At 41.2% G+C, this 24,845-nt stretch carries 20 protein-coding genes; 4 read left to right on the top strand and 16 right to left on the bottom strand.

The features are described 5' to 3' along the window. Window positions 1–9: 9 nt before the first annotated feature. The 4 genes from crr to ACRWQM_RS09895 all read right to left on the bottom strand — a co-directional run bounded on the left by crr (window position 10) and on the right by ACRWQM_RS09895 (window position 4,449). Window positions 10–525 (bottom strand): PTS glucose transporter subunit IIA, encoded by a 516-nt coding sequence (crr, locus tag ACRWQM_RS09910; protein ID WP_226410080.1) that lies wholly within the window; start codon window positions 523–525, stop codon window positions 10–12. 229 nt (window positions 526–754) lie between these two features. Then, window positions 755–2,473: a phosphoenolpyruvate--protein phosphotransferase gene (ptsP, locus tag ACRWQM_RS09905; protein WP_434929862.1), complete on the bottom strand. Its 1,719-nt coding sequence runs from the start codon at window positions 2,471–2,473 to the stop codon at window positions 755–757. Between the two features lie 9 nt (window positions 2,474–2,482). Further along, entirely contained in the window at window positions 2,483–2,740 is a 258-nt protein-coding gene (locus ACRWQM_RS09900) for an HPr family phosphocarrier protein (RefSeq protein ID WP_434929023.1), read from the bottom strand. 101 nt (window positions 2,741–2,841) lie between these two features. Beyond that, complete coding sequence (locus ACRWQM_RS09895; protein WP_434929861.1) at window positions 2,842–4,449, bottom strand: methyl-accepting chemotaxis protein; 1,608 nt, start codon at window positions 4,447–4,449, stop codon at window positions 2,842–2,844. Window positions 4,450–4,720: 271 nt separating this feature from the next. On the opposite strand from ACRWQM_RS09895, the gene ACRWQM_RS09890 reads away from it, so the two are divergent. The 4 genes from ACRWQM_RS09890 to ACRWQM_RS09875 all read left to right on the top strand — a co-directional run bounded on the left by ACRWQM_RS09890 (window position 4,721) and on the right by ACRWQM_RS09875 (window position 8,516). Further along, entirely contained in the window at window positions 4,721–5,422 is a 702-nt protein-coding gene (locus ACRWQM_RS09890; RefSeq protein WP_226410076.1) for a DUF3334 family protein, read from the top strand. Between the two features lie 46 nt (window positions 5,423–5,468). Then, complete coding sequence (locus ACRWQM_RS09885) at window positions 5,469–6,500, top strand: LacI family DNA-binding transcriptional regulator (RefSeq protein ID WP_434929860.1); 1,032 nt, start codon at window positions 5,469–5,471, stop codon at window positions 6,498–6,500. Window positions 6,501–6,605: 105 nt separating this feature from the next. Beyond that, a complete protein-coding gene (locus ACRWQM_RS09880; protein WP_434929859.1) occupies window positions 6,606–7,529 on the top strand; it encodes a transporter in 924 nt (307 codons plus the stop codon). Window positions 7,530–7,565: 36 nt separating this feature from the next. Beyond that, complete coding sequence (locus ACRWQM_RS09875; RefSeq protein WP_434929858.1) at window positions 7,566–8,516, top strand: DUF808 domain-containing protein; 951 nt, start codon at window positions 7,566–7,568, stop codon at window positions 8,514–8,516. 179 nt (window positions 8,517–8,695) lie between these two features. Here ACRWQM_RS09875 and ACRWQM_RS09870 read toward each other — a convergent pair whose 3' ends face one another. The 12 genes from ACRWQM_RS09870 to ACRWQM_RS09815 form a co-directional block, all read right to left on the bottom strand. Then, entirely contained in the window at window positions 8,696–9,097 is a 402-nt protein-coding gene (locus ACRWQM_RS09870; RefSeq protein ID WP_226410072.1) for a DUF805 domain-containing protein, read from the bottom strand. 172 nt (window positions 9,098–9,269) lie between these two features. After that, window positions 9,270–11,729: a glucan 1,4-alpha-glucosidase gene (locus tag ACRWQM_RS09865; RefSeq protein ID WP_434929857.1), complete on the bottom strand. Its 2,460-nt coding sequence runs from the start codon at window positions 11,727–11,729 to the stop codon at window positions 9,270–9,272. Between the two features lie 122 nt (window positions 11,730–11,851). Then, the gene (locus ACRWQM_RS09860) at window positions 11,852–13,405 is read right to left on the bottom strand and encodes an MFS transporter (RefSeq protein ID WP_434929856.1); all 1,554 of its coding nucleotides are present in this window, start codon (window positions 13,403–13,405) and stop codon (window positions 11,852–11,854) included. A 365-nt stretch (window positions 13,406–13,770) separates the two neighbouring features. Continuing rightward, window positions 13,771–15,759 (bottom strand): glycoside hydrolase family 97 protein, encoded by a 1,989-nt coding sequence (locus ACRWQM_RS09855; RefSeq protein WP_434932018.1) that lies wholly within the window; start codon window positions 15,757–15,759, stop codon window positions 13,771–13,773. A gap of 327 nt (window positions 15,760–16,086) precedes the next feature. Continuing rightward, complete coding sequence (locus tag ACRWQM_RS09850) at window positions 16,087–17,880, bottom strand: protein adenylyltransferase SelO (RefSeq protein ID WP_434929855.1); 1,794 nt, start codon at window positions 17,878–17,880, stop codon at window positions 16,087–16,089. A 252-nt stretch (window positions 17,881–18,132) separates the two neighbouring features. After that, the gene (locus tag ACRWQM_RS09845; protein ID WP_434929854.1) at window positions 18,133–18,330 is read right to left on the bottom strand and encodes a CPXCG motif-containing cysteine-rich protein; all 198 of its coding nucleotides are present in this window, start codon (window positions 18,328–18,330) and stop codon (window positions 18,133–18,135) included. A gap of 449 nt (window positions 18,331–18,779) precedes the next feature. Beyond that, window positions 18,780–19,628, bottom strand: coding sequence for a PepSY domain-containing protein (locus ACRWQM_RS09840; RefSeq protein ID WP_434929853.1), 849 nt, complete (start codon window positions 19,626–19,628; stop codon window positions 18,780–18,782). A 34-nt stretch (window positions 19,629–19,662) separates the two neighbouring features. Next, window positions 19,663–20,145 carry an FMN-binding protein gene (locus ACRWQM_RS09835; RefSeq protein WP_434929027.1) on the bottom strand — a complete coding sequence of 161 codons (483 nt, stop codon included), beginning with the start codon at window positions 20,143–20,145 and terminating at the stop codon, window positions 19,663–19,665. A gap of 209 nt (window positions 20,146–20,354) precedes the next feature. Then, entirely contained in the window at window positions 20,355–21,530 is a 1,176-nt protein-coding gene (locus ACRWQM_RS09830) for a porin (RefSeq protein ID WP_434929852.1), read from the bottom strand. Window positions 21,531–21,877: 347 nt separating this feature from the next. Beyond that, window positions 21,878–22,282 (bottom strand): large-conductance mechanosensitive channel protein MscL, encoded by a 405-nt coding sequence (gene mscL, locus ACRWQM_RS09825; RefSeq protein WP_434929851.1) that lies wholly within the window; start codon window positions 22,280–22,282, stop codon window positions 21,878–21,880. A gap of 596 nt (window positions 22,283–22,878) precedes the next feature. Continuing rightward, window positions 22,879–23,475 carry a tRNA (pseudouridine(54)-N(1))-methyltransferase TrmY gene (gene trmY / locus ACRWQM_RS09820; protein WP_434929850.1) on the bottom strand — a complete coding sequence of 199 codons (597 nt, stop codon included), beginning with the start codon at window positions 23,473–23,475 and terminating at the stop codon, window positions 22,879–22,881. 224 nt (window positions 23,476–23,699) lie between these two features. Beyond that, window positions 23,700–24,566, bottom strand: coding sequence for a GGDEF domain-containing protein (locus tag ACRWQM_RS09815; protein WP_434929849.1), 867 nt, complete (start codon window positions 24,564–24,566; stop codon window positions 23,700–23,702). Window positions 24,567–24,845 lie beyond the last annotated feature (279 nt).

Here is a 24,845-nt window from a genome sequence, read left to right as displayed (position 1 = left end):
GCGTTTTTATTAAGACAACTGCACAGTGAAAATCACATCTTTACCGGCGGTGACATAACCTTGAGGAGATTTATCTAAGCCTTTAATGTCTTCCATATTGGCCAGTACCACAGGGGTTAATAAGCTTTCTACTTGACCTTGTAAAAAAGCCAAGTCGAACGATAATATAGGATCGCCGGCTTTAACTTGTTGGCCTTCTTCAGCAAGGCGCTTAAAGCCATTACCGCGCAGCTCAACCGTCCCTACACCAAAATGGACAAACAATTCTAATCCTTGGGCAGATTCAATGCTAAATGCATGGTTGGTTTCAAAAATTTTACCAATCGTGCCGTCAATTGGCGCAACAATAAACTCACCCTCAGGATTAATGGCAATGCCATCACCCACAATTTTTTCAGCAAATACCACGTCGGGTACTTTCTCAATTGGCACAATTTGACCTGATACTGGCGCTAAAATAGCAATGCCGCCAGTGAGTTCAGTTTGACCTGATATTAGTCGTCGAATACGGCTTAAAAATCCCATTAGAACAAGCCTCTTATTATGTTGTTATCTTTATGGTTATAGTACACAGCGAACTGCATATCACTTTATACCTATTAGGTGCCAATGGTTAAGCTTTGCCCTATGCATAAGCTTTGGCTAATGTATGTTATTTTGTTGTTTCAGTATTAGGCTTTATATTATCTCAATAAAGCATCTATTTTAGAGCTATAGCGTATTAAACTAGGGCAATTGTTAAACTGATTTAATGTTAATTGTCTAAGTTAAACTTTTTTATCGCTTCGTCAATGGCTGCATTGGTTTTTAGTTGTTTAACCAGTTGTGCATGTTGTAAAAATGTGTGGTAATTACCATTAATGACTCGGGATTTTACCGCTAATAGATTACTGGGGTTAATACTTAACTCATTTAATCCCATGCCCATCAATAAAGGTAAGACGTGCTCATTTCCTGCAAGTTCCCCACATAAACAGACCTTAACATTAGCCTCTTGACAGTCACTGATTGTCATGGCGATAAGCCTTATTACCGCAGGAGACAAAGTGGGATAACTGCTGACAAGCTTAGGGTTAGTTCGGTCAGCGGCAAGGGTATATTGGGTTAAGTCGTTACTACCAATACTGACAAAATCTAAATACGGTAACATACTTGCTAATGCTAATACGGCAGCGGGTGTTTCAACCACTATGCCATATTCTACTGAGCCAAAGCGGGCGCCTTGTTCACGCAGTTGTTGCTTAGCTTGCTCAATTAATTCAAGCGCTTGTTGCAGCTCTTCAAGTTGACTCACCATTGGAAACATTAATCGAATTTGACCGTGACTAGCAGCCCGTAAAATAGCCTTAATTTGCACCATAAACATTTCTGGGTGCTGCAAACTATAACGAATACCCCTCACCCCCAAAGCGGGATTGTCTTCGGTATGCTGATGTAAACAGGGGATCTCTTTATCTGCGCCGACATCAAATGTTCTAATCGATAACATTTGCCCACTGAGTGCGTGCATAGCCTCAGAATATAATTTGTATTGCTGATTTTCATCCGGTAACGCTTTAGCGTTCATCAATAAAAATTCAGTTCTAAACAGGCCAATACCCTCAGCACCTACCTGCATTAATGAGCTGATATCATTTAGGCTACCGACGTTAGCGCGTAATATAAGTTGATGGCCATCACGGGTTTGACTCAGCATATCTTTGTAAGTCATTAGCGCTTGTTGTTGCTCAAGGTGATGAGCTTGTTTTAGCTGTAAAGAGGCTAATTCAGTCGGTGTTGGATTGATATATAAAACACCACTCATGCCATCTAAAATCAGCGGTGATCCATCTGTAATATGGCCATCTTGACTAGACCAAGGACAATTAAGTAATGCAGGAATACCGGCGGACCGAGCAAGAATGGCTGTATGGCTTGTTAAACCGCCAGACTCTAGCACTATCCCTTTAATAAACTCGAGTGGCAGCATAGCAAAATCAGCAGGGGTAAGATCGTCTGCTAATAAGATGGTATCTTGGCTCAGTTTGGATAAGTCGTGTTGGTTAGCACCCTGTAATATGGTTATTAGGCGCTGACCGAGTAACAAAATATCTTGACTACGGTTAGCAAGATAAGGGTCTGCCATTTCTGCGATGACTTGCGCTTGATCATTAAAGGTTCTATCGATGGCAACAGCGGCACTGACGCGATATTGCACAATATGTTGTTGCATGTCAGTTAATAACTCATCATCTTCAAGTAGCAATATATCGGCATCGATAAGTTGAAAATTGTCACAACTTGGGCAAACACGTTGTTGGCAGTCTTGTAAGTATTTTATCAGTTTACTAATTGCGGTGTTTAACGACTTTTTTTCAGTTTCTATACTAGAAAGGGGTAACAAACGAAGATCAAGCGGTTGAGGCTGGGTGGTAATATTGAGCGCATGCCCAAAGGCGATACCTGTTGAAACCACAATGCCATTAACTTGCATGATAACCTCTTAGCTTAAGGTGATAAGTAGTTCTGAAACCCTTTCAACGGCCTGTTGAGCTTGTTCGCCCTGGGCGATTACCGTGACTTCAACGCCTTGGTATAAACCGAGTGTCTGTAATTTAAATAAGCTTTTAGCGCTAGCTTGCTTACCGTTGCATTCTACGATGACATCGCAATCGAAACTTTTTGCCTCTTTTACCAGTAATGCCGCCGGACGAGTGTGGATCCCGTGTGGCGCTATGATGGTCACCGTTTTTTGATACATGCTGCTTGAACTCTTATTAATAGCTAAAACGAAAGACAAATCACTATACCTTAATGCAACAGGGCATCAAAGTAAGCAATGTGATTTTCGTTGTATATGAATTAAATCTTAAATTGTTTGAGGGTGTTATCCATTTTTTTACTGATCTTTTCTAACTCATTGGCTTCATGTTCATTAGATTCATTTGCCGCTACCACTTGATGTGTTAAGCCTGAAATGGCGTTAATATTAATATTTACCTCTTCAGTCACCATAGCTTGTTGCTCGGTTGCACTGGCAAGTTGACTGGTCATGTCGTTGATGTTATCAACTAACGCGAGAATGCTTGCCATAGAGTCACTTGATTGACGTGCTTTTAATTGTAAGTCATCGGATTGTTTAAGGGTTTGACTATTACTCTCGCGTAAAGATTCAATTCCCTTATGAATTTTAGACACAATTTGATTGATTTCATTGGTCGAGTCTTGAGTTCGGTTTGCCAATGCTCTCACTTCATCTGCTACAACCGCAAAGCCACGACCATGGCCGCCCGCCCGTGCGGCTTCAATGGCGGCATTTAAAGCCAGTAAGTTAGTTTGGTCTGCTATCGCTTTAATCACATCTAAAATAGAGCTTATTTCATTAGATGCAAGGGATAAGCTTTCGCTGACTTGCACATTATGTTGTAGCTCATTGCCTAGCGCCTCACTTTGAACCACTGTTGATAACATCAATTGTTGACCATGTTTAGCCTCTTCAGTCACTTTGTTGGCATTTTCAGCGGTTTGTTGTGTGTTACGCGCCATATCTTGGGTAGTAGTTAACATTTCATGAATTGCTGCTGCAACACTTTGGGTTTCTTGATTAACATTTTGACTGCTCTGCTGTGAGGTGCTGACCGCCTTTAATAACTCGTTGGCATTGATATTGAGTTGATTGCCTATTGGATTTAATTCTGCAACAACATTAGCAATTTTGACGACAAACAAGTTAAATGCTTTGGCTAATTCAGAGACTTCATCTTTACCATTTTCATCCAGTCGTTGACGTAAATCGCCTTCACCTGCGGCAATGTCCCGCATAGTTTTGATGGCGATATTGATAGGTTGGGTGATTGAATGATTAAGCAATAAGAAGAAGATAAAAATAGGCACAGAAATCATCATCATAATGATTAAGTAGTCAATTATGATACTTTTGAGTGCGGTATTAATGCTGTCGTTATCGGCATAAGAAAGTACATAATGTTGCTGTCGGTTATCATATTTTATTGATAATAAACGTGTTTGAGAGTCGCCATTTATAGTGAATGTAATTGACCCATTCGATAACCCCTGTCTTTTAGCTAAATCAAGCATTGCATTAAGACTGAGATGGCCATTGATATCGGTTATCTTGGTTATGTCGGCATTAGCAAAAAAAACATCAGTAGACGGTGATAATAGCTTTTTGTTGTTATCTAGCAGATAAATAGGATTTTGAGCTTGCTGATTAATAGCATCAAGAATGGCTACAATGGTTAAACTAGGGGTGTTTTGAGAGGCTAATTCCTCCACTGTTGCATTGAATTGGCCAATATTACCCGCTAATTGATGATATTTTTCATTAACCAGATTGTCATATTGTTCTTTAACGGAAAAACTACCAAAACATACAGTACCGATTGCCGCAAGAATTAGCATGATAAATAGGCGTTTTAATATGGTTAACTGACGTAATGAAGCTATCATTTTTATCCTTAAAATTATCAACCCTAGAAGCCGTTGATTATAAAGATTAATTGACTTTACAGGAGTTTATTGTCGCAAAAATGTGAGGCAAGATACATTTAATAGAAAAAATTTAAATAACAGCTATAATTTATTAATTTATTGTAAATCAATAGTTTAATTTGTTAAATGCAATGTTGACTCATATTTTATGCTAAAGAGTTGTTTTAATTTTGATTTTTTATCAATTTACCCGCAAGATTAGCTTAATTATAAAAATAAGGTGTATGCCATGAACGCTTCTCAAACCGTTAAAAACGACGATATTTTACTAAAACTGTGTCATTCAGTTTCCCATGTATTATCCAATACCACTGCAAGTAGTGTTATCCATGCTGGAATGGTGCAATCTATTTCTCGTACTCGTTTAAAGCCCGACTTAGGTTGCTTTTCTATTTTTGACGGCGGCTTTTCTGGTTTAGTGGTGATCAACTTCTCAGCTGATGCAGCAATTGAAATTTATCGTCGCTATATGATCAATATGGGTATGCCTGAAAATGAATTGGCTTTTTCTCATACATCTGATGACGTTGCCAATGTGATGGGTGAGTTGATGAACCAAATGCTGGGGGATTTTATCAGCAAAGTATCGAAAGAGTTACAAACCTCTATTAGCCAAAGCCAGCCTAAAATGCTGACACTTAATAAAGAGCTTACTATTTCTGTTGATACCAATTTAGATAATGCAGTTGCCCGCCGTGTATCATTTAGAACACAGAACAATCATATATTTTATCTTGAGTTTGCCATGGATAAAACTGAGTTTATTCGTTCAAGAGATTTCGAAATGGATGAAGAGTTTGATCCTGATGCATTAATTGAAACCCATAGAAAGCAACATGATAAAACTGCAAGTGAGTCAGCCAACTCAATCGCAGTTAAAGACTCAGTGACAGATGAGGCAGATAGCTTGCTTGATGAGTTAGGAATATAAATAACCATTATTTCACTCATTAAATTAACAAGGTAGAACAGTAAAAATGGCATCTAAAGCAACCTCAATTGACATTGCCTATCGCGCAGGGGTATCCCAGTCAACGGTTTCTCGCGCGTTAAGAAATAGTCCTTTAGTTAATTTAGAAACCCGGCAACGCATACAAGCGATAGCTAAAGAATTAAATTATAAAGTGGATAAAAACGCCAGTAATCTTCGTACTCAAAATAGTCATACATTGGCGCTACTGATTTGTGAAGATCCCACTAATGATGATTCATTGATTAATCCGTTCTTTTTGTCTATGTTGGGCTCCATTACCCGTGCTACCGCACGTCAGGGTTATGACTTACTGGTGTCATTTCAACAGCTTTCTAGTGACTGGCATGCGGACTATGAAGACAGTAATAAGGCCGATGGTATTATCTTGCTTGGTTATGGCGATTATATGGATTACGCCCACAAGCTAGAAAAACTGCTAGAGCAAAATACTCACTTTGTAATATGGGGCGCTGAACATAATAATAAATCGGTACTATCAATCGGGTGTGATAATCATCAAGGTGGCGTTATAGCCACAGAGCATATGTTGCAACAAGGTCGGAAAAAAATTGCATTTTTAGGAGATTCCTCAAGCCGTAGCCCAGAATTTAGAGACCGTTACTTAGGCCATTGTGAAGCCCTGAAAAACCAAAATATTCCCCTTGATAAGCAATTACAATTTGATGCTATTAGCACTGAAAGCTCAGGCTTTGATGCCGCAAATGCCTTGCTGGACAAAGGGACTCAATTTGATGCTATTTTTGCAGCCAGTGATTTAATTGCTATTGGTGCACTTAGGGCGTTAAAAAAACGCGGTGTTAACGTACCCGAAGATGTCGCCATTATTGGTTATGATGATATACCTGTGGCTAGCTTTGCCAATCCGCCACTAACCACCATTAAGCAAAACACCCAATTGGCGGGGGAGATTTTAGTGGACAGTGTACTCAAACTGATCCGCGGGCAAGAAGTGTCACCTATGTTAATTCCTACTAATCTAGTGGTACGTCAATCTTGCGGTTCAACAATAGATTAATGGGTAAATATCATTAAGGTTTTAATTGTTCTTAACCTTAATGATATTCCTGAATGAGTTTTTAATGCCTCTGCATCCGTTATCATTTAAGGATAAATAGATTCAATGCAAACGCCATCATATCGCCAATTCTTTAGACTACAAGTTTTCGCTTTTGCTGTACTCACAAGTGTAAGCAGTTTTCAAAGCATGGCTCAAGATTTAGAACCCCGCAGTTACACCAACATACCTATTGATATGCACTTTTTAGTGGCTGGCTATGGTCGCTCACAGGGCGGCTTATCACCTGCGCCAGAAGTGCCTATCGAACAATCACAAATTGAAATTAATGCTGGCATTATCGGTTATGCCACTACATTTGATTTAGGTGGCAGTTCATCTAAGTTTGATGTGGTTGCCAGTCGTGTCTGTATGGCCGGTTCTGCGGTCTTTCAAGGTGAGTATGTCGAAGCTGAACGCTGTGGTTATGCTGACCCCGTCCTTAAATTAACCTGGAACTTTTATGGCGCGCCGGCGTTAACACAACAAGAGTTTGGTCAATACCAAGAAGGGCTAGTTATGGGGGCGAGTCTGCAAGTGACTGCACCAATTGGTGAATATGATCCCAGTAAATTAGTCAATATTGGCGCTAATCAATGGGTGTTTAGACCTGGTTTCGGTGTATCTTTTCGACAGGGTAACTGGTATTACGGTGCTAATACCACGGTGCGCTTATACAGTGACAACGATGAGTTTTATAACGGTGTACATTTAGACAAAGCACCGCAATATTCTTTGCAAGGACATTTGATTTATAGTTTGGCCAGAGGCCAGTGGTTATCATTAAGTGGTAATTATTTTATCGGTGGTGAAACCAGTAAAAATGGGATTGAAGCCCATGATGATCAAGATAATTCACGTTTTGGATTAACGTATTCATTAGCTTTAAATCAACATCATAGCGTAAAATTTTATGCCAATACTGGTGTAATCACTCGTATTGGAAATGACTTTGACTCATTCGGTGTGCTTTGGCAGTACGTTTTATAATTTTATTTTACTTTACTTCAAGGATATTAACTCACTATGGCTGGTGCAAGCTTACTGACATTACTAGATGATATTGCAACCATTTTAGATGACGTTGCTGCGATGAGTAAAGTCGCAGCACGTAAAACCGCAGGCGTGCTGGGCGACGATTTAGCATTAAACGCTCAGCAAGTGTCTGGGGTCGCGTCAGAACGTGAGCTACCTGTAGTTTGGGCAGTAGCGTTAGGCTCTTTTCGCAACAAGTTAATATTAGTGCCGGCGGCGCTAGTAATTAGTGCATTTATTCCCTGGGCTATTATGCCATTGTTAATGTTTGGTGGATTATTCTTATGCTACGAAGGCTTTGAAAAATTACATCATTCTTATCAGCATAAGCCTTCACGGGATAAACCTTCTCAAAAATCGGATGCTGTCGAAGTTGAACAGAAATTGTCCATGGATGTTGCTGACTTACAAACCTATGAAAAAGAAAAGATAAAAGGGGCAATTCGCACCGACTTTGTACTTTCTGCAGAGATTATTGCTATTAGTTTAGGTGTGGTCGCTGAGTCTGATTTAATGAGTCAGTTTTTAACCTTATCGGTTATCGCGGTAGTGATGACCGTCGGCGTGTATGGTTTAGTAGCGGGTATTGTTAAAATTGACGACCTTGGATTCTATCTCAATAAACGCCAAGGTGAAGGGCTTTTTAATCGAGTAGGGCGATACATTGGGCTTAAATTAATTATCGCCGCGCCATATTTAATGAAAATGTTAACCGTGGTGGGCACAATTGCAATGTTTATGGTGGGCGGTGGTATTTTAACCCACGGTATTCATGTGGTTGGAGCCTATATTGAACATGCTGCTGTTTTGGTTGAGCAATTAGAATATGTTGGTGGCCTATTGAAAATGCTCACGCCAAGTATTCTAAATGCCTTGTTTGGTATTGTTGCAGGCGCGATAGCGTTAGCGATAATGAGTTTAATACAGAAGGTAAGGGTATAATTAGTGTTAGTTTCAGTGCCCCCGTTTTGTATCGGACATTATTAGCTAGTCGTAATAAAATTATTAATTTGGCATTAACAAAAAAGCATAGCGTAAGGCCGACAAAGTCTCACGCTATGCTTTGTTACTCATTTTAAAACCAATTTATGTCAATTGATTTTACCGAGTCAATTTACTTTCTAGGCTTCGACGGTGGCACTATTGCCGCTGTCATTATCATTTAACGTTTTTGGGTTTGGACCATATTCATTATCTTCTTTACTATCGAAACAGAAAACAACGAGTAAGAATAATGCACCCAATAGCGGAATTAATGCGATTAATAGCCACCAGCCAGAATGATTGGTGTCATGTAAACGTCTAATGGCGACCGCAATACTTGGAATAAGCACCAATAGGGTATAAATACCACTTAGCGTACCTAATCCCATTATTTCATTGTAGCTACCAATTCCCATGTCGACTAGCGATAATACAAAGCTAACGATGAAGTTGAATAAAGCAAACATCCAATATTCTTTACGGCGGGCACGGCCACTAAATACAAAATATTTTTTTAAAACTGTTAAATACCATTCCATTGTTTTTTCCTAATCCCAATTTTTTATAATGCAAAATTTGCATATGCTTTTGTAACAATTTTACCGTGAGTCAACAAGTAAAAAACCTATAAAAATACCGTGACATCTTTCAATGTCACGGTATTAAGCTGTTAAATTATCTGGATATTAATAATAGCTTAAGTTGATATAGTTATTGGCTTAACTGTTCAGTGACAATAGGGTAGTGATCCCATACATTTTCATCTGTTATTGAACGAACCAATTTAACGTATTCAGCATGTGTCCACGCAAGTGGGGTGGCTGAGTTTGTGCCTTGGCCCATTTTGTAGTTATAGCGAGTGGCATTGCCCACACCATCCCAAGCTTGTTCTGGCAACATTAACCCTTCATTGGCAAACGTTTCCATGCCCTGCACATAGGTTAAGATAAGCTGTAATTTAGTTTTTGAATTTAGTGTGCCAGATGCTTTAGCCAGTGCTAATTCATAGTGGCCGCGCTCACCGGTAAAGAATGGCCAGACACGTCCGCGTTGCTGTTCAGTATTGCCCTTTTCGGCATAACTTAATCCGGTGACAATATCTTCACCATAGCCATCGTTACCATAGCGGCGATAACCTGGCACATTGCTGCCATCTTTGGCGGTAAATTCATATTTTACCCTCAGGTTATCGTCTAATTTGGTATTATCAATCAGCAACACGCTGTTCTTAATTATTGGGTCCTGAGCGTTTTTAACTCCATAACGCACAAGTTCTAAAAATCCACCGTCTAAAATGGTACGTTGATCAACACCCATTTTTCCATTGTTATCAAGCAGTTTATCTGCCGAGTTAGGGGTGCCATTAGGGCTAATGCGGACATAGTAAGGGGCAACTTCAGCGTGCTGGTTTATAGCAAAATCACCTGTATTAGCCACCATAGTGGTTTCTAATTCGGCAGCTAGTTTACGGGCTGCACTTAAATATAGAGTGCTTTGCGCGTCTTTCGCTAACACTGCTAACTCGCTTGCCGCAACTAAGCCTGCAATAACGGCAGCAGTGGTCGACGGAGAGTATCCTGCTTGTTCTTCCCAGCGCTCTTGTTGAGTGCTTGGCGGGGTAATTTTAGTCTCATTCCAATCTAATTTAACTTTGCCGCCTGTGATTAAGAAATCAGCTGCAGGTTTAAGCATGTCATGATACCAGTTCACAGTTTCAGCATCGGTTAATACACCCGCTTGCCACAGTTTCCAACCTAACATAATAGGCATGGCGGTTTGATCTAGCTGTACACCCACCCATTCAATTTCGCCATCAACATGGGTTTTTTGTAAAAACCAGCCGGGCGTGCCCTCATAGCCAGGTGTTTGAGCGGTTACTTGGACTTTTTTCAAATACTCAAATGCGACTTTAGGTGTTTGCGTATCGCCCATGGCTAAGAATGCCATTGCACATTGATAGAAATCACGCGGCCATACCGCTTTATAACCTGTACTGCCGACTTTGGCCGAAACCGTGTCACCCCAGGGGTTAGACAGTGAGGCAATTAAGGCACCCGCATGGGTTTTATCTTCCTGCGCTTTTAGCACTAATGCACTGGTGTAAAGTAACTTGCCACTATCGGCAGTGTTAGTCGACATATTATTAAGGGGTGTTAGCGAGGCTAAATAGTCTTTCCAGCCAATATGTTTATCATCACCAAGATAGGCGCTTAATACAGCGTCATAACCGGTTTCAAGGGTGATGTTAGCATTGTTGAGGCTTGCCTCTTTATTGTGACCAAAACCGATAGCAAAGTTGACCGTATAGCTGTTGCTATTAAGGGTAGGATATTGCGCCGTTAATGCGACATTTCCTACGGTTGACTTGTCTTTACTGGTACTTTGATACAGCTTATCAAGCTTTCCATTATCGGCTAAGTCGACTAAACCGTCTGAGGTGCCAACAAAACCCACACTGGCTTTGACGTAATCAATATCGGATTTAATGGTTAATACCGATGAATCATCAGCACTGGTATAAGCCACCAAGGCATCATTTTCAATACTGGCAATATCATTTGCGCCGCTATTGTCTATGTGTGGGTTAGCATAAAGATAAGGAGTAATACCATCTTCAAATGCGGTAAAAACCACCTTCATCATTAAGCTGTCGCGGTTTGGATCGGTGAAAATATGTTTTTCAATCTTGTATTTACCGTCTTTATCCGTGTTAACAATTTTATAGGCCAAAGATAATGGTCGACCTTGGTCGTCGGTATGCAGATATTCAATAGTACTGATGGTATTCTCTTTTTCAGTATCAACAAAACCATTACCCACAATCACAAATTGCAATTCTTTTAGCTGTGCATTGTGGATCATGCCGAACATGGTTTCTGTTAAAATACCTTGGGCGACTGAGAACCACACTTTACTGACAGGGTTAGCTTCGCTGTCAACATACTGGCCATTGGAATAAGGCTCATAGGAAGTGCCAATACCGGTTTTTCCTGAAAATGCCCACACAGGATCCGCTCCCGGAGCGCCAGGTGCAATATGAGTCACTGTGCTAGAGATAGGCTCATCTATTGGTGCCGTTGTGCTATCTGAACAGGCGCTTAAACTAAGTAGCGCAAGGCTAATTGCACTGGCAACTGTTGTCTGCTTGATAAGTGATTCAATTTTTGACATTGAGTTCCCCAATTTCTTATTGTTAATTATGTGTATCAACTATTTTTATAGTCGCTATGAAGGCACTTGTTTGAGCTGTGTAGCCTTTATAAAACGGTGACTGATTATTTATTAGTTACTTATTATTGAGTGTGTTTGTTTTGATCAACAAATAGCACGGCTATGCCTGAAATCATCATAAATACCCCACCTAATACCACGGCATATATTGGCTGACCATCAAAGAATATTTTCAGTAATAATCCTAAAATACTGGCGGCCAACAGTTGGGGTATCACGATGAAAAAGTTAAAAATGCCCATATATACACCCATTTTTTTCGGTGGAATAACCCCCGATAACATGGCGTACGGCACAGATAAAATAGAAGCCCAAGCGAAACCGACACCTATCATCGGGATCCACAATTGAGTCGGGTCTTTAATAAAGTAAAAACTGATTAAGCCAATGCCGCCTAAAAACATATTGATAGTGTGAGTAAACTTAATGCCGACAGCTTTGGCTAAAAAAGGAATAATGATTGCCGCAATGGCAGCAAAGCCATTGTATGAAGCGAATAACATGCCAACCCAATCAGCGCCGTCATTATAGGCTTGGGTAACCACGTCAGTAGAACCATAATGATATGAGGTGACCGCGGCTGTGGTGTAAATCCACATGGCGAATAGGGCAAACCAGGCAAAAAACTGTACTACAGCCAGTTGTCGCATCGCTCTTGGCATGTGGAATAAGTCGTCAACCACGTTAAACACTAATCCCAAAGAACTGCGTGCTTGTTGGTTTTTGTTTGCCAGTTTTATTGAACAAATGAGTTGCAAAGGACCAAAAGCAAAAATGCCTAAACTTAAGATATAAAGCTGTTTATCGAGATCTTGAGTCACAATGATGGCAGTAAATATTGCCCCAATCGCCATCCAAATCATTGCGCCATTTCGATACTGGCTTACGCTGCGCTGGTTTTCCACTAGCGGTTGCTGTTGATCAGTTTCTTGCTGATGAAAATCCGCCAATTCTTCAGGAGAGTATTCTTTACTGGACACAACTGTCCAACCAACAGCTAGAAACAGTACCGCGCCACCAAAGTAGAAAGCGTAGCGTACTGAGTCGGCAATTTCACCCGCAGGTGCGGTATTGGCGACATCAAAATAATTAGTCAAAATATAGGGTAATGCTGATGCAATTACCGCGCCGACACCAATAAAAAAGCTTTGCATTGCATAGCCCTGGGTGCGTTGGTTTTGCGGTAAATTATCGCCCACAAAAGCGCGAAATGGTTCCATGGCGATGTTAATTGAAGCATCCATAATCCATAACATCCCTGCGGCGATCCATAAGGTTGGCGAGTGGGGCATGATGAATAACGACAGAGTGGTAAAAATGGCACCGATTAAGAAATAAGGACGACGGCGACCTAAAAAGTTCCAGGTATTATCGCTTAAGTAACCAATAATGGGTTGGACAATTAATCCGGTGAGCGGTGCTGCAATCCATAAAATAGGAATGTCGTCTATCTCAGCGCCTAAGGTTTGAAATATTCGGCTGACATTGGCATTTTGCAGGGCAAAGCCAAATTGAATGCCTAGAAAGCCAAAACACATATTAAATATTTGCCAAAAATTGAGCTGAGGCTGAACTTGTTTATTAAGCTCTTGCGGAGCATGGTTATTTGCCGACATTTTTTATCCTTATTATGGGTAGGCGGTTGTTCAGTCGTTAGATAAAAAAAAGCGAATACACATCTCCCTAAGACGGGTATTCGCTAATGACCTAATATCCTTATTCAGCAAACAAAACGCTAAACAAAGTTAATCGAGGTACTCCAAAGCCGATACTTGCCATAGTCTGGTCAGTATCAGAAACGACCTAGCCTTCTTCATCTCCACAAGCGAGAGCGAATTTAGCAGGTTTTATAGTAGCCTCGCTGTCTGGATTTGCACAACTGAATACATACGTATTCATCAATTATAGGTAACTTAAGTAGCACATTCTCGCTACATTTTTTAGCTTAATACTCAAGCCAATACTCTTTAGCAAGTCTATGCTATTTAATTAATTTAAATCTAATCGCTGTACCGCCACTAGCGGCCATCCTTAACGTCAGCGTGTCTTTAGCTGAAACCACTTTTTGTTCAATAACATAGTCGTATGGGTTAGTTAACCAATCAGCCTTGTCACCATCACGATAAATTTGTGCCTGGTATTGCGAATTTGCAGTTAAAAAGTCTAAAGCAATATCGACACTGCGTGGGGTTTCATCGGTTAATCCACCGATAAACCAATCATCATTTTTACGTGATTTACGTGCAAAAACCACAAAGTCACCCACTTCACCGGCAAGGGCTTTTGATTCGCTCCAATCGGTTGGCACATCTAAAATAAATTGAAATGCATCTAAACGCTCAACATAGTTGCGTGGTAAGTCGGCAGCCATTTGAATAGGGCTATAAAGCACCACATAAAGCGCCAACTGCTTCATTAAGGTTGTTTGCACTCGATTAACCGCATCTAAGCCAGCAGGCGCAAGATTGAATATGCCTGGGGTAAAGTCCATTGGGCCAGACAACATGCGAGTGTAAGGTAAAATTGCAGTGTGTTCTGGGTTATTAGGCGGTGAACCCCATGCATTAAATTCTTGACCACGTGCGCCTTCACGGGCTATCCAGTTTGGATATGTGCGGCGAAGTCCGGTATCTTTAATCGGTTCATGGGTATTAATACTAATACCGCGCTTAGCCGCTTCGGTGACACTGTGCAGGTATTCATTAACCATAAATTGGCCATCGTGCCATTCATGGCGGGTAATACCGTGTTCATCAACCCGTTTAATATCACCGCCATCGGCAACATAACCGGTTTTAATTTGGGTTACGCCATGCTTTTTATATAAGTCGTAGGCATCGCTCATTTGCTTGCGATAATTGGTGACTGAACCTGAGGTTTCATGGTGGCCAATCAAGCGTACATTTTTACTTTTGCCATATTGGCTAATCACATCTAAGTCAAAATCAGGGTAGGCTTTAGTAAAACTGAATACATCGCCGTTATCGAACCAACTGCCGTCCCAGCCTTCATTCCAACCTTCAACCAATACGCCATCAAAACCATACTTGGCGGCAAAGTCCATGTATCGCTTAGTTTCACTAGTGGTTGCGCCATGTTTAGGCCCGCTGCCCCAAGTGTTCTCATTTAAGTGCATTCCCCACCAAATACCCACGTATTTACCCGGTTGCACCCAAGAGATATCACCGAGTTTATTCGGCTCGTTGAGGTTAATAATAATGTCTGAGTTTAGTAGCCCTGGGGCATCTTTAGCTATTTGAATAGTACGCCAGGGTGTTGAAAAACCAGGCTGGGTTTTAACCCGAATACCGTCGGACCAGGGGGTTAAATCTGCGCGTAAAATACCATCACGACCTTGATTAAGTACCATAGCCGCATAGTCGGTGAGGGCGGCTTCATGGATGCTTAAATGCACGCCGTCAGCTGTTCTAAACGTCATTGGAGTGTGGGCTCTATCGATTTTATCCAGCGAGGTAGTGCGGTATAAATACTCGTAACGGTTCCAACCCCGACCGGGGATCCACCATGCGGTAGTGAGTTGCGGATCGGGTATGGCAAATTCAGTTAATTCGTCAGTAATATCCAGCTTGGGTGTTTTAGCCAGTCCAGCTTGTTTTGGCACTATGTAGCGAAAACCAATACCGTCGTTAAAGGCTTTAAATTCAATATCAAAGTCGACTTTGCCATTACTGAGCGTCGCGACAATACGATTGTAATGGTCACGCACATTTTTACGCTCGCCCCAAGGTAGCTGCCAGGTTTGATCAACACTGTTACTTTTAACCTCTTTAATGCTGAAATCAATGCCAAACTCACCTAGCTGCTGGAATACCAAGCCCAGTTTGCTTGGGTTAACCACGGGGTTACCGTTAAATTTAACTTGGTATTCAGGACGGCCATTGTCGTCTGTCAAACTGACTGAAATGTGTTTATCAGGGGAGATGACGTTTACTGTTTCAGCTTGCGCCATGTTTGGAATGGCCAAGCTGAAAACTGCTAAAGCACATGACAAGCTAATTACGCTAGGTGTAAAGCTTACATATTTAGCTATGCCAGCAGTGTGAGTTGTTGCTGTCGAGGCCGTTGAGTGAGTTGATCCCGTTGAATGAACTAAGCGGGTTAATTTAGTGAGCTTAGGTAATTTAGTTGAGCCAGATAAAGAAGCGTGCGCCATACAAAATCCTTGTTGTTTATTATTTTATTTATGCAACAAGCAATATATGACGCTTTACGATTTTACCGCAAAGATCTGCATACGTATTCAGCGCTTATTCCTGATCGACCAGCTCCCCTTGGCTTACGATGAGCAACTTAAGTGCGACAGGCCACCGATCGCAAAAAACTCAGATGCCTTAAGTCGATAAAACTTATCTTCCACTTGTTTAGGCAGCTCATCGTAAGGTTGAGTCATCACAGCCTGCAATTCTCTAACTAGTGAGTAATTGCCTTCGTTTGCTTGGGTGTATGCTGGCACCAGTAACCATTCACGCAGAGTGTATTTTGGGTTAACCAGTGTCATCTGCTTAGTTATTTCTTCACGGGTGCGAGGCTGCGCTGAATTGACATTGTTTTTTGCATCTGCACTTTCACCAGAACTCACATCAACATCCGAATCAGCTGTGCAACCCAGTAATGACTGCCACTGGCTTAACCAGGCTGACCAGCGCTGCTCAAATCCTTCGGGAGCGTGATGTAGATCCTGGTAAAAACTTTTTTTCAGAGGGGTAATATCGGCAGGTAGTGCTGAGAGTTCGCGGAAGAACAAGGTGTAATCAACAGGTGTTTGCACCATAAGCGTTTCAAGCTCTGTAAATAGCGAAGCATTGAATGTGTTAAGCCCAAGTTTAGCGGCCCACATCTGCTGCATTTTTGTTTGCATTGCGCTCGAAAAGCCATTTACTAACTGTTGGAGTTGCTCTAAGTCATCGGGTGTACTGACTAATAATGGGCTTAATGCCGTGCAAAACATCAGAAAATTACGCTCTGCAGCCACGCCTTGATTCAAAAATGCAAAGTGCTGACCGCCGCCTGTCCAGGGTTGATAATGTGGATTGAACTCATCGCAAAACCCGAAAGGACCGTAGTCGAGGGTGAAACCACCGGCGGCGCAGTTATCACTATTAAAGTTGCCTTGGCAATAGCCGACGCGGATCCAGTTTGCCACCAATGAGGTTAGGCGGTGACGGAACTCGCTTGCTAGCAGCAATACTTTGTCGTTGATACTAAGCTGCGAGTCGATAACATCAGCGTATTCACGATCGATTAAGTGCAATACCAGTTGTTCAAGCTCAGCCATTGCTTGCGGGTGTTCTTGTTTGCGGGCACGGCGACCGAAAAGCTCGAGTTGCCCCACTCGAATAAATGATGATGCCACACGCGTTGAAATCGCAACTGACTCCGTAATCATTCTGTCAGGATCTTGCGAACGCGAACCTTCAGAGTACCACGGCCGTTTTACCGTCTCGGTTTTCGACACATACAAACTTAGCGAGCGCGATGTTGGTACACCCAGCGCGTGCATGTGCTCCTGTGCTAAAAACTCACGGACACTTGAACGTAACACTGCACGACCGTCAGCACCGCGACAATATGGCGTGCGACCACCACCTTTAAGCTGCATTTCCCAGCGTTTTCCCTTGATGACAGCTTCAAATACAGACATAGCGCGGCCGTCACCATAGCCGTTACCGGTTTTGAACGGGCATTGTTGAATGTATTCAGTGCCAAAGATAGACAAAGCATAGCCACTTGCCCAACCAAGTTTACTCATGGGTGCTGGCACATTTGAGAGGTCGCCGGAAAACATATTCATAAAGTCGGCTGACTGCGCCATGCTGTCAGCAAAACCCAAATCTCCAAATAAGCTGTTGCTATGCACTACATATTCGGGGTTTTCGATAGGCGTAGGTTTAACGGTGACGTAGTGTCCGCTAAATACTTGGCGCGGCGCATAGTCGATGCCATTTTCTTTTGCGTCAGGATCGCAGTTGAGCGTATCCATGAATGAATAGTTAGCCAATTTAGTGAGGTCGTCGATGGTATTGACGGTCTCGGCAGTTGCAGAAGTGTCCTGGGAGAGTTTATGTGTCATAGGGGTACCTGGATGATTGAGTGCAAGGGCTATTTCCCCTAGGGTATTGCGCATCGACGATTTTTCGATTTATTAAATTGTGGTTAGTATACTAGATATCATTGTTTCACAGCCAGTATTGGTGGTATTGCGTTGATACCGAGTCTGGCTGTGGCATGTATTTGATCACAATCAATTATATGTATTTAATAAACTTTTAAAAACTTGAATTGCTTTGGGATTAGGCCGAAATTATCGCCATTTAATCAATGATTAGTAGGCTTCGTCTTCACCATAAACATTAACCGTCAGTTCGCCATTAACGCTTTCAGAAACCAGGAAATTAATGGGTTTACAACACACCTGGCAATCTTCAATGTACTCTTGCCCCATGTCGGATGAATCAATCAGAATGTCAATAGCTTCACCACAGTAGGGACAATCTATAAGTTGCTCAGTTAATTGGTTCAATGTTATGCGCTCCTGAATTGCCTACATTTTGACTGTAAAGTAATTATCTGACGTCTAGTGAAATGACTCTTATGTTGATGTCAGCCACTTAAGTTACTTATCGTTAGTTACTTATCATTTTATATTGGTAGTGGTAACTCAATTTATCATCTTTTTATTCGAAGAGGGGGCAATTTTAATCCTTATTCTGGCATTAAATGTTTAAAGATATATAAATCGCTAAGTACCATAAATGGCGAGCAGTAATCAGGTGCTAAAAGCGTTAATCAAGCTTACGCAGCCATGCGAATCATACGAGTAGGGGCACTCGGACAGAGACGGCAATTATTTTTGATCCCAATTATTTTTCGATCTAACTATTTTTAACTCTAAGTGTTTTTGAATTGATGTGTTTTAGAATCTAAGAATTGTCGAATCCAAGCGTTTAAGACAGGAAATTGTTGATGATTTTAGCGCTGTTTTGCCCAAATCCACACACCGCTGCTGGCAACTAACAACAATGCGAGGGCGAATAAATCCCACAACCAGATTGTTAACGCACCAAATAATCGGCCACTATGTAAGTCTAACATGACTCGCTCCCAGGTTAAGTGAACACTACGGGCATTGAGCTCGATAGTTTGCCATTGTGATGGCACTAATTCATTTTTAGCCATTGGGGCTAACCAAGCAAAATCAGCATTGGCTGGTTGTGGCGACCATTCCAGTAAATCGACATCACTTAAAAACAGCCCTTTAGCAGTATTTATCCATACTCCAGCATCAGTATTAGCCAGAGCCAATATGCCCTGTGGAAGTCCGGTACTTGGGCCTTGGGTTTCGTAAAGATCACCTGCTGCTGAAAACAAATACACATGCTTAGCATCAACGGCCACCAGGGAGTTTCCAACCTGTGTAGCACCAATTATTGGTAACTGACTTTCCAGAATAAGTTTGTCTTTCAGCCAGAGTTGGCGGTCTGTAGCCGCCACTAATCCTTTACATTGGGAAGGCGATGCTGCATTAGCGGTCACATTGGCGTCAGAAGCAGATCCTGTAATCGAATCAAGGCAAAATACCGTTATTTGTTGCGGTGCATTGATGCCGTAATAGTCCAGCAACCAAGCCTGTTTCACCTTGGCTGTATCTAAGTTGAAGTCTTGGCTATGATTAATGGCCACACCTGTGAGGGCTAATAATAGAATAAACAAGCCACTGAATAGACCCAGTCGACGATGCCAAGGACGCAGTGCTCTGAGGATTTGATATTTAATCCCTTGGCGTCTCAGTTGTTGGTTTGGGCGTCTACTTTTTGTCATTATCTTTGCTCGTCATATCTGTCATTGCTATGGACTAATTCTCAGCTTTATTAACATGGGCATCGAGCCACAGTGCAATACGGGATAATTTGGTTAAGGCGCGTACAGACAAGGTTGCCCCAGTAATGCCATCAATATGCCTGTCGAGCTTATTATCAGCATTAAGCTTGGCAGCCTTAAATTGGTCGGTAAAAAAATCATGGCGCACCTCATCGCCGCGGCTTTCACGGTAAACTAGCACTTTTGTCTGAGCTATCTCAGCAGCCTTGACGTGAATGCCTACCGTTATCAGGGCTTCTTTACCAATTTCATCCAAAATCCACACACTGGCGTCATCTTTTTGCCAATAACGCACCCGCATTTTATTAAAACTGTGGGATAAAATATCTTCAATAGCCGCTTTGGCTTCATCATCAAGCCAAAACACCTTAGCTTTAGGTAATTCGCCTGCAAAAGCCTGTCTGATAAAATCCTGAGAAGATAAATATTGAGTGGTTTCGGCCTGAGCCTGAGGCATTAATAAACTGATACCAAGTACGATGCAGTAAAGTAATCTCATAAATCAATGGAGCTCTTAGTTAGGGTCGACTAATTAGAATCGGTTTAATTAGGCACTATTTAAAAAGGCACATAAAACAAAGGTGCCTATCATACTGAAAAATTGATAGCCACCCCAAGTGTTTTATGTGATTAAGCCCAAAGGCTTATATCCACAGACTCAATTACTTAGAATTGATAGCCAACGCCTAAGTTAAAGCCGTCTGAATCAGCGGCGCCACCGATGTTTTCATAGTCTGCTTTAAAGACTACGTTTTCATGTAACCAGTAGTTAATACCTACGTTAGTTTGCTTTTTCTTAGTGTCTGCATCGTCGCCCGCATTGTTGTCCCACTCGTTGTAACGAGCGAATACGCCAAACTGGTCATTGATGCGATAAGAAGGCTCGATGTAGAAGCCGTTTTGCTTATCACGGCCTAAGGTTTCAGCTTCTTTACCATCGATATTCCACTGAGCGTAAAGCGCTTTAACAGAGAAGTTTTCGATGTTGTAGATAGCATGAGCTGTCATTAATGTCGCTGATGCAGTATCAACGCTGGCTTCACCCTGGGTTAAATCTGATTGATATTGTACCGTCGCTGCAAGCTCAAGACCTGGCACCGCAGTGTACTTAACACGGCCGGTATAAGCTAAATCTTCGCCTTTGGCTTCAGAGACTTTTTGGCGACCGTTACGGATTTTATAACCTGAATCTTGGCTTAGATAAAGACCTGAAGTCACAGCGGTATCAAACGTAATGCCAGGAGCTGCTTTAATATTTAAGTTAAGACCACCTTCCCACCACGTTGCTGGGATGATGTCTTTTTCAACAGGGTTACGCTCAACACCGTAAAAAGTTGTCGGTTCGTGAGTTTCGTTGATGATACCCACTGGCATCAGGAATAGACCCGCTTTACCGGTGAACATGTTATTAAAGTCATGTTCGATATAAGCTTGCTCTAATTCCACTTCGCCTTTTTTGCCTTCACCAGCAATTGAATGCTCAACTTCTAATTCAGAGAAGAAACGTGTTGTGCTGTTAAATTCATGACCCACAAATAATACGAAACGGTGGAAATCGAATTCTTTCTTATCGGTGTTATTCAGATTGTTAGAGATGTTGTTGTAGTGCAATTCACCATAACCACCGATAGTGGTGGCAGATTTGCTTGATGCAGTAGATTCAACAACATCAGCGGTTTTTTCCACACGTTGTTCTGTCTGTTCAAGGCGTTTTTCTAAGTCTTTTAATACTTTTTGCTGCTGTTCAATAATTTTACGTAGCTCTTGAGTCTCTTGTGACGCAACGGCAGAGTGGCTTGCAAACATGCCCAATAATGCTGTGGCAAGTATTGTTTTCTTCATTATTTTCATCTCAATTAATAGTAAAAGTGGAAATTACACGGATTCTACCAATTGATATGAATAATGCAAACTATTCGTATTTAGAATTTGTGTTTGAGATCACATTAATATAAATAATGTAATATTAACAATAAGATAAAATTCTGCTTTTGATGACAATATCAAGTCAATTTGGTTCACAGAAAAATAGATGAACTTAACTGGATTAAATTTCAGTGGCTAATCAGTATTAGCCACCTTTTTCCGTAATCGAGGGAGCTTGCAATGAGCGCTATTTTACAATGCTTAACAATGTAAGAATCAAAGGGGTGGCATCGATTGCGATCATTTTTAGCTAGCAGGAATCATCATGATTTAGCTTTTAATAAATCACGTATTTCCGTTAGTAATATTTCCTGTGCATTGGGGGCTGGTGGTGCTTTAGGTTCTGCCTGTTCTTTTTTCTTTAATTTGTTAATGCCTTTTACAATCACAAATATTGCCAATGCAATGAGAGTAAAATCAATAACGGTTTGGATGAAAGCCCCATAACTTATCACCACCGCTGGCGCATCACCAACCGCATCTTTTACCACAATGGCTAAATCAGTAAAATTTACTCCACCTAATAACACGCCTATCGGAGGCATAATAACCCCCGCAACTAATGCAGTGACAATCTTGCCAAAAGACGCGCCTATGACAATACCAACAGCCATATCAACTACATTGCCTTTTACTGCAAAATCTTTAAATTCTTTCATCATGCTCATCGTACTATTCCTTTATAGCTGAAAATCGATTATGTGATTATGTGATTTGTAAGGTATAGATGACTTATAGGGCAGGGTCTATACCACGTCAATTTTAGTCGGTAACTTTCACATCACATAAAAGACTAGAGGAATTTATTTTTTATGGTAGTTTTTTAATAGACAACGTCGGCTAAGCCTCTGTTCTGATAGCGCCTTTTAAAAGGCGGCGAATGTCTTTTGTATTGCTGTGATGATAAATAGGGCACTCGCCAGCGACTCTTACAAGGCCGGTAAAGCGTGCTCTAGCATGGCGCAGCGTATTACCTCTCGGCTCAATGAGAGTAAGTTAATGTGAAACCTGTATGTTAATTTTTATCTGAGGATATGATTTGTTTTTATAAAAATGCAGCTGGTACATTTGGCGGTGGAAGGAATATTTTAGAAAGCCCTTGTAGATGTTTATTAAGAAATAAAAAACCACCATTTGATGGTGGTTGTGGACTAATCATAGCTATGTCACCGTTATGCTAACAGGACATTGTTGTCATGCAAAACATCCCTACGGCAAGTCATTGAATATGGCATAACAAGATTTCTGCCTTAGCCAATATCCATTACAATCTCATGTCTAACTCATTGTGAATTAATAACACACACTGAGATGCAAACAGCATTTTAGGGCCTAAATTGATATGTCGAGTACCAAGACGCTTCAAGCTATTAAAGCTCTTTTTAGGCATAGGAATATGATCGGTGAGTAGAAAACACACATTATGAGCAAACTCGACTTCCCGTACTGGGGTGCCTTTTTTCTCCAACATATACAGCTGATAATGTTCAGCTAACTCTTGGATTAACTTTTCAAAACTGACAGTGCGCACAGTAATACCAGATTCAACGACACGGGACTGCTCTTTACTCATGCCTTTAGAGGCATCTAACGCTTTGGCGATTTTAGCGGTGAGATTTTGTTCATGAAAGCCGCCAATATTGCGCAGTTCGCTTGAGGTAAAACTGATGGTGCGGGAAAAGTCATTAGTGCTTTCAAGCACCAAATGCACCACTACATCGTCGCGGTATGATTGCGCCACAAAAATCGTGTTCATTAGTACGTGGGCTAAAATCTCGGTGTGGGCTTCTTGGCCAATGCCTGCTAGAAAAAGTTTGCTGTCGACGGGAGCCGCTCTGGCTCGTAAAACAAAGGCGCGCATGAAAATATCCTGTTGAAATAAAAAGACGCAAAAAACACCGATAAGTTATGAAGGCTATGCGCACTATTAGGGGTAGCATAAAGGTAATAAATCCTCATCCCATTATCTCAGTTTTACTAACGGCTGTAACGTTAAATTGATTTAAGGGGATGTTTTATCGAAATGGGCGAAAAACGATTTAAGCTGCTTGTGAAAGGTATTTATCAGAATAAAAAGGGATTTTGTTACTCGTATAACACAACGCAATTACGCCCATTTGACTTAGCTTTGTATAAGGCCTGATCCGCACTGTCAATTTCTTTTTCAAGGCCACTTGAGCTAAAAGCATGGTAAATGCCGATACTTGTAGTGCACTGAATGGCTTCGTTATTACATTCAAATGTCAGTTGTGCGATGTGTTGCCTCAATGAATTTGCGATAGCAATGGCTTCATCCTTGGTCACATTAGCGAGGAAAAACAGAAATTCTTCTCCCCCCCAACGGGCTAAAATATCGTCTTTTCGTACTTGAGATTTTAATGACTTTGCCGCAGCGGTTAATACTTGATCGCCACATGCATGACCGTAATTGTCATTTATTGCTTTAAAATGATCGATATCGAGTAACAAAAAAGCACGACCTTCTGACTCTTTAGGCTTAAATATGCCTGTTATTCTTTGGATAAATGCGCGACGGTTCAACAGGCCGGTTAACTGATCCGTTTCTGCTTTACGTTTTAACTCGCTGATTAGTTGCAGGTGTAAATTCATCCATCTATGGATCCCAAGGCTTAAAAGAATAAAGCCTGAGGTTTTTAAAAAATCATCAAGGTTACTGTTACGAACAGTACTTTCTACAAAAAATTCTTCTGTTAAATCCATAAATGCAGACATGCTGTAAAAGGCTGAACCAAACAGCATTAGCCAATATATTTTCGGAAACACTTTGAGAGGGTTGATGTAGTACATTACCGCAAAACAAGCGATCAGCATCGCAATTTCAGCGACGAATTCAATTAAATCTGCTGGCCAAGCAAAAGTATAAATAGTGATTTTGTAAATAAAAGCCAAAACATAAAGCAATATAATGGTGTGTTGAGTTTTATATTCCATAAGCGCCCTATGGGTCGATACCGATAAAAATAGTTATCTTGCAATGATTTTTATTGTGTTTCGTTAAGCATAGCAATAAGTGACAATATTGCTCTATAAATGGACTAATTAGGGCATAGACTAATAATCTGCTAGTGGACTTAGTCTTAGAGATATTAAGCTGTACGGTAGGGTTCGAGAGGCTGAAAGAAATTGTTGTGGCTTATTCTGCAAGTTAAATGTTGCGATAATGCTTATGACCAATAACTCACAATCTGCGGCAGCAAGATACGCCTTTGA

Source organism: Shewanella sp. HL-SH5, from assembly GCF_051163755.1.
GTDB lineage: Bacteria > Pseudomonadota > Gammaproteobacteria > Enterobacterales > Shewanellaceae > Shewanella > Shewanella glacialimarina.
The sequence above is the reverse complement of the archived record's forward strand: the minus strand, read 5'-3'. Positions and strand labels throughout refer to the sequence as shown.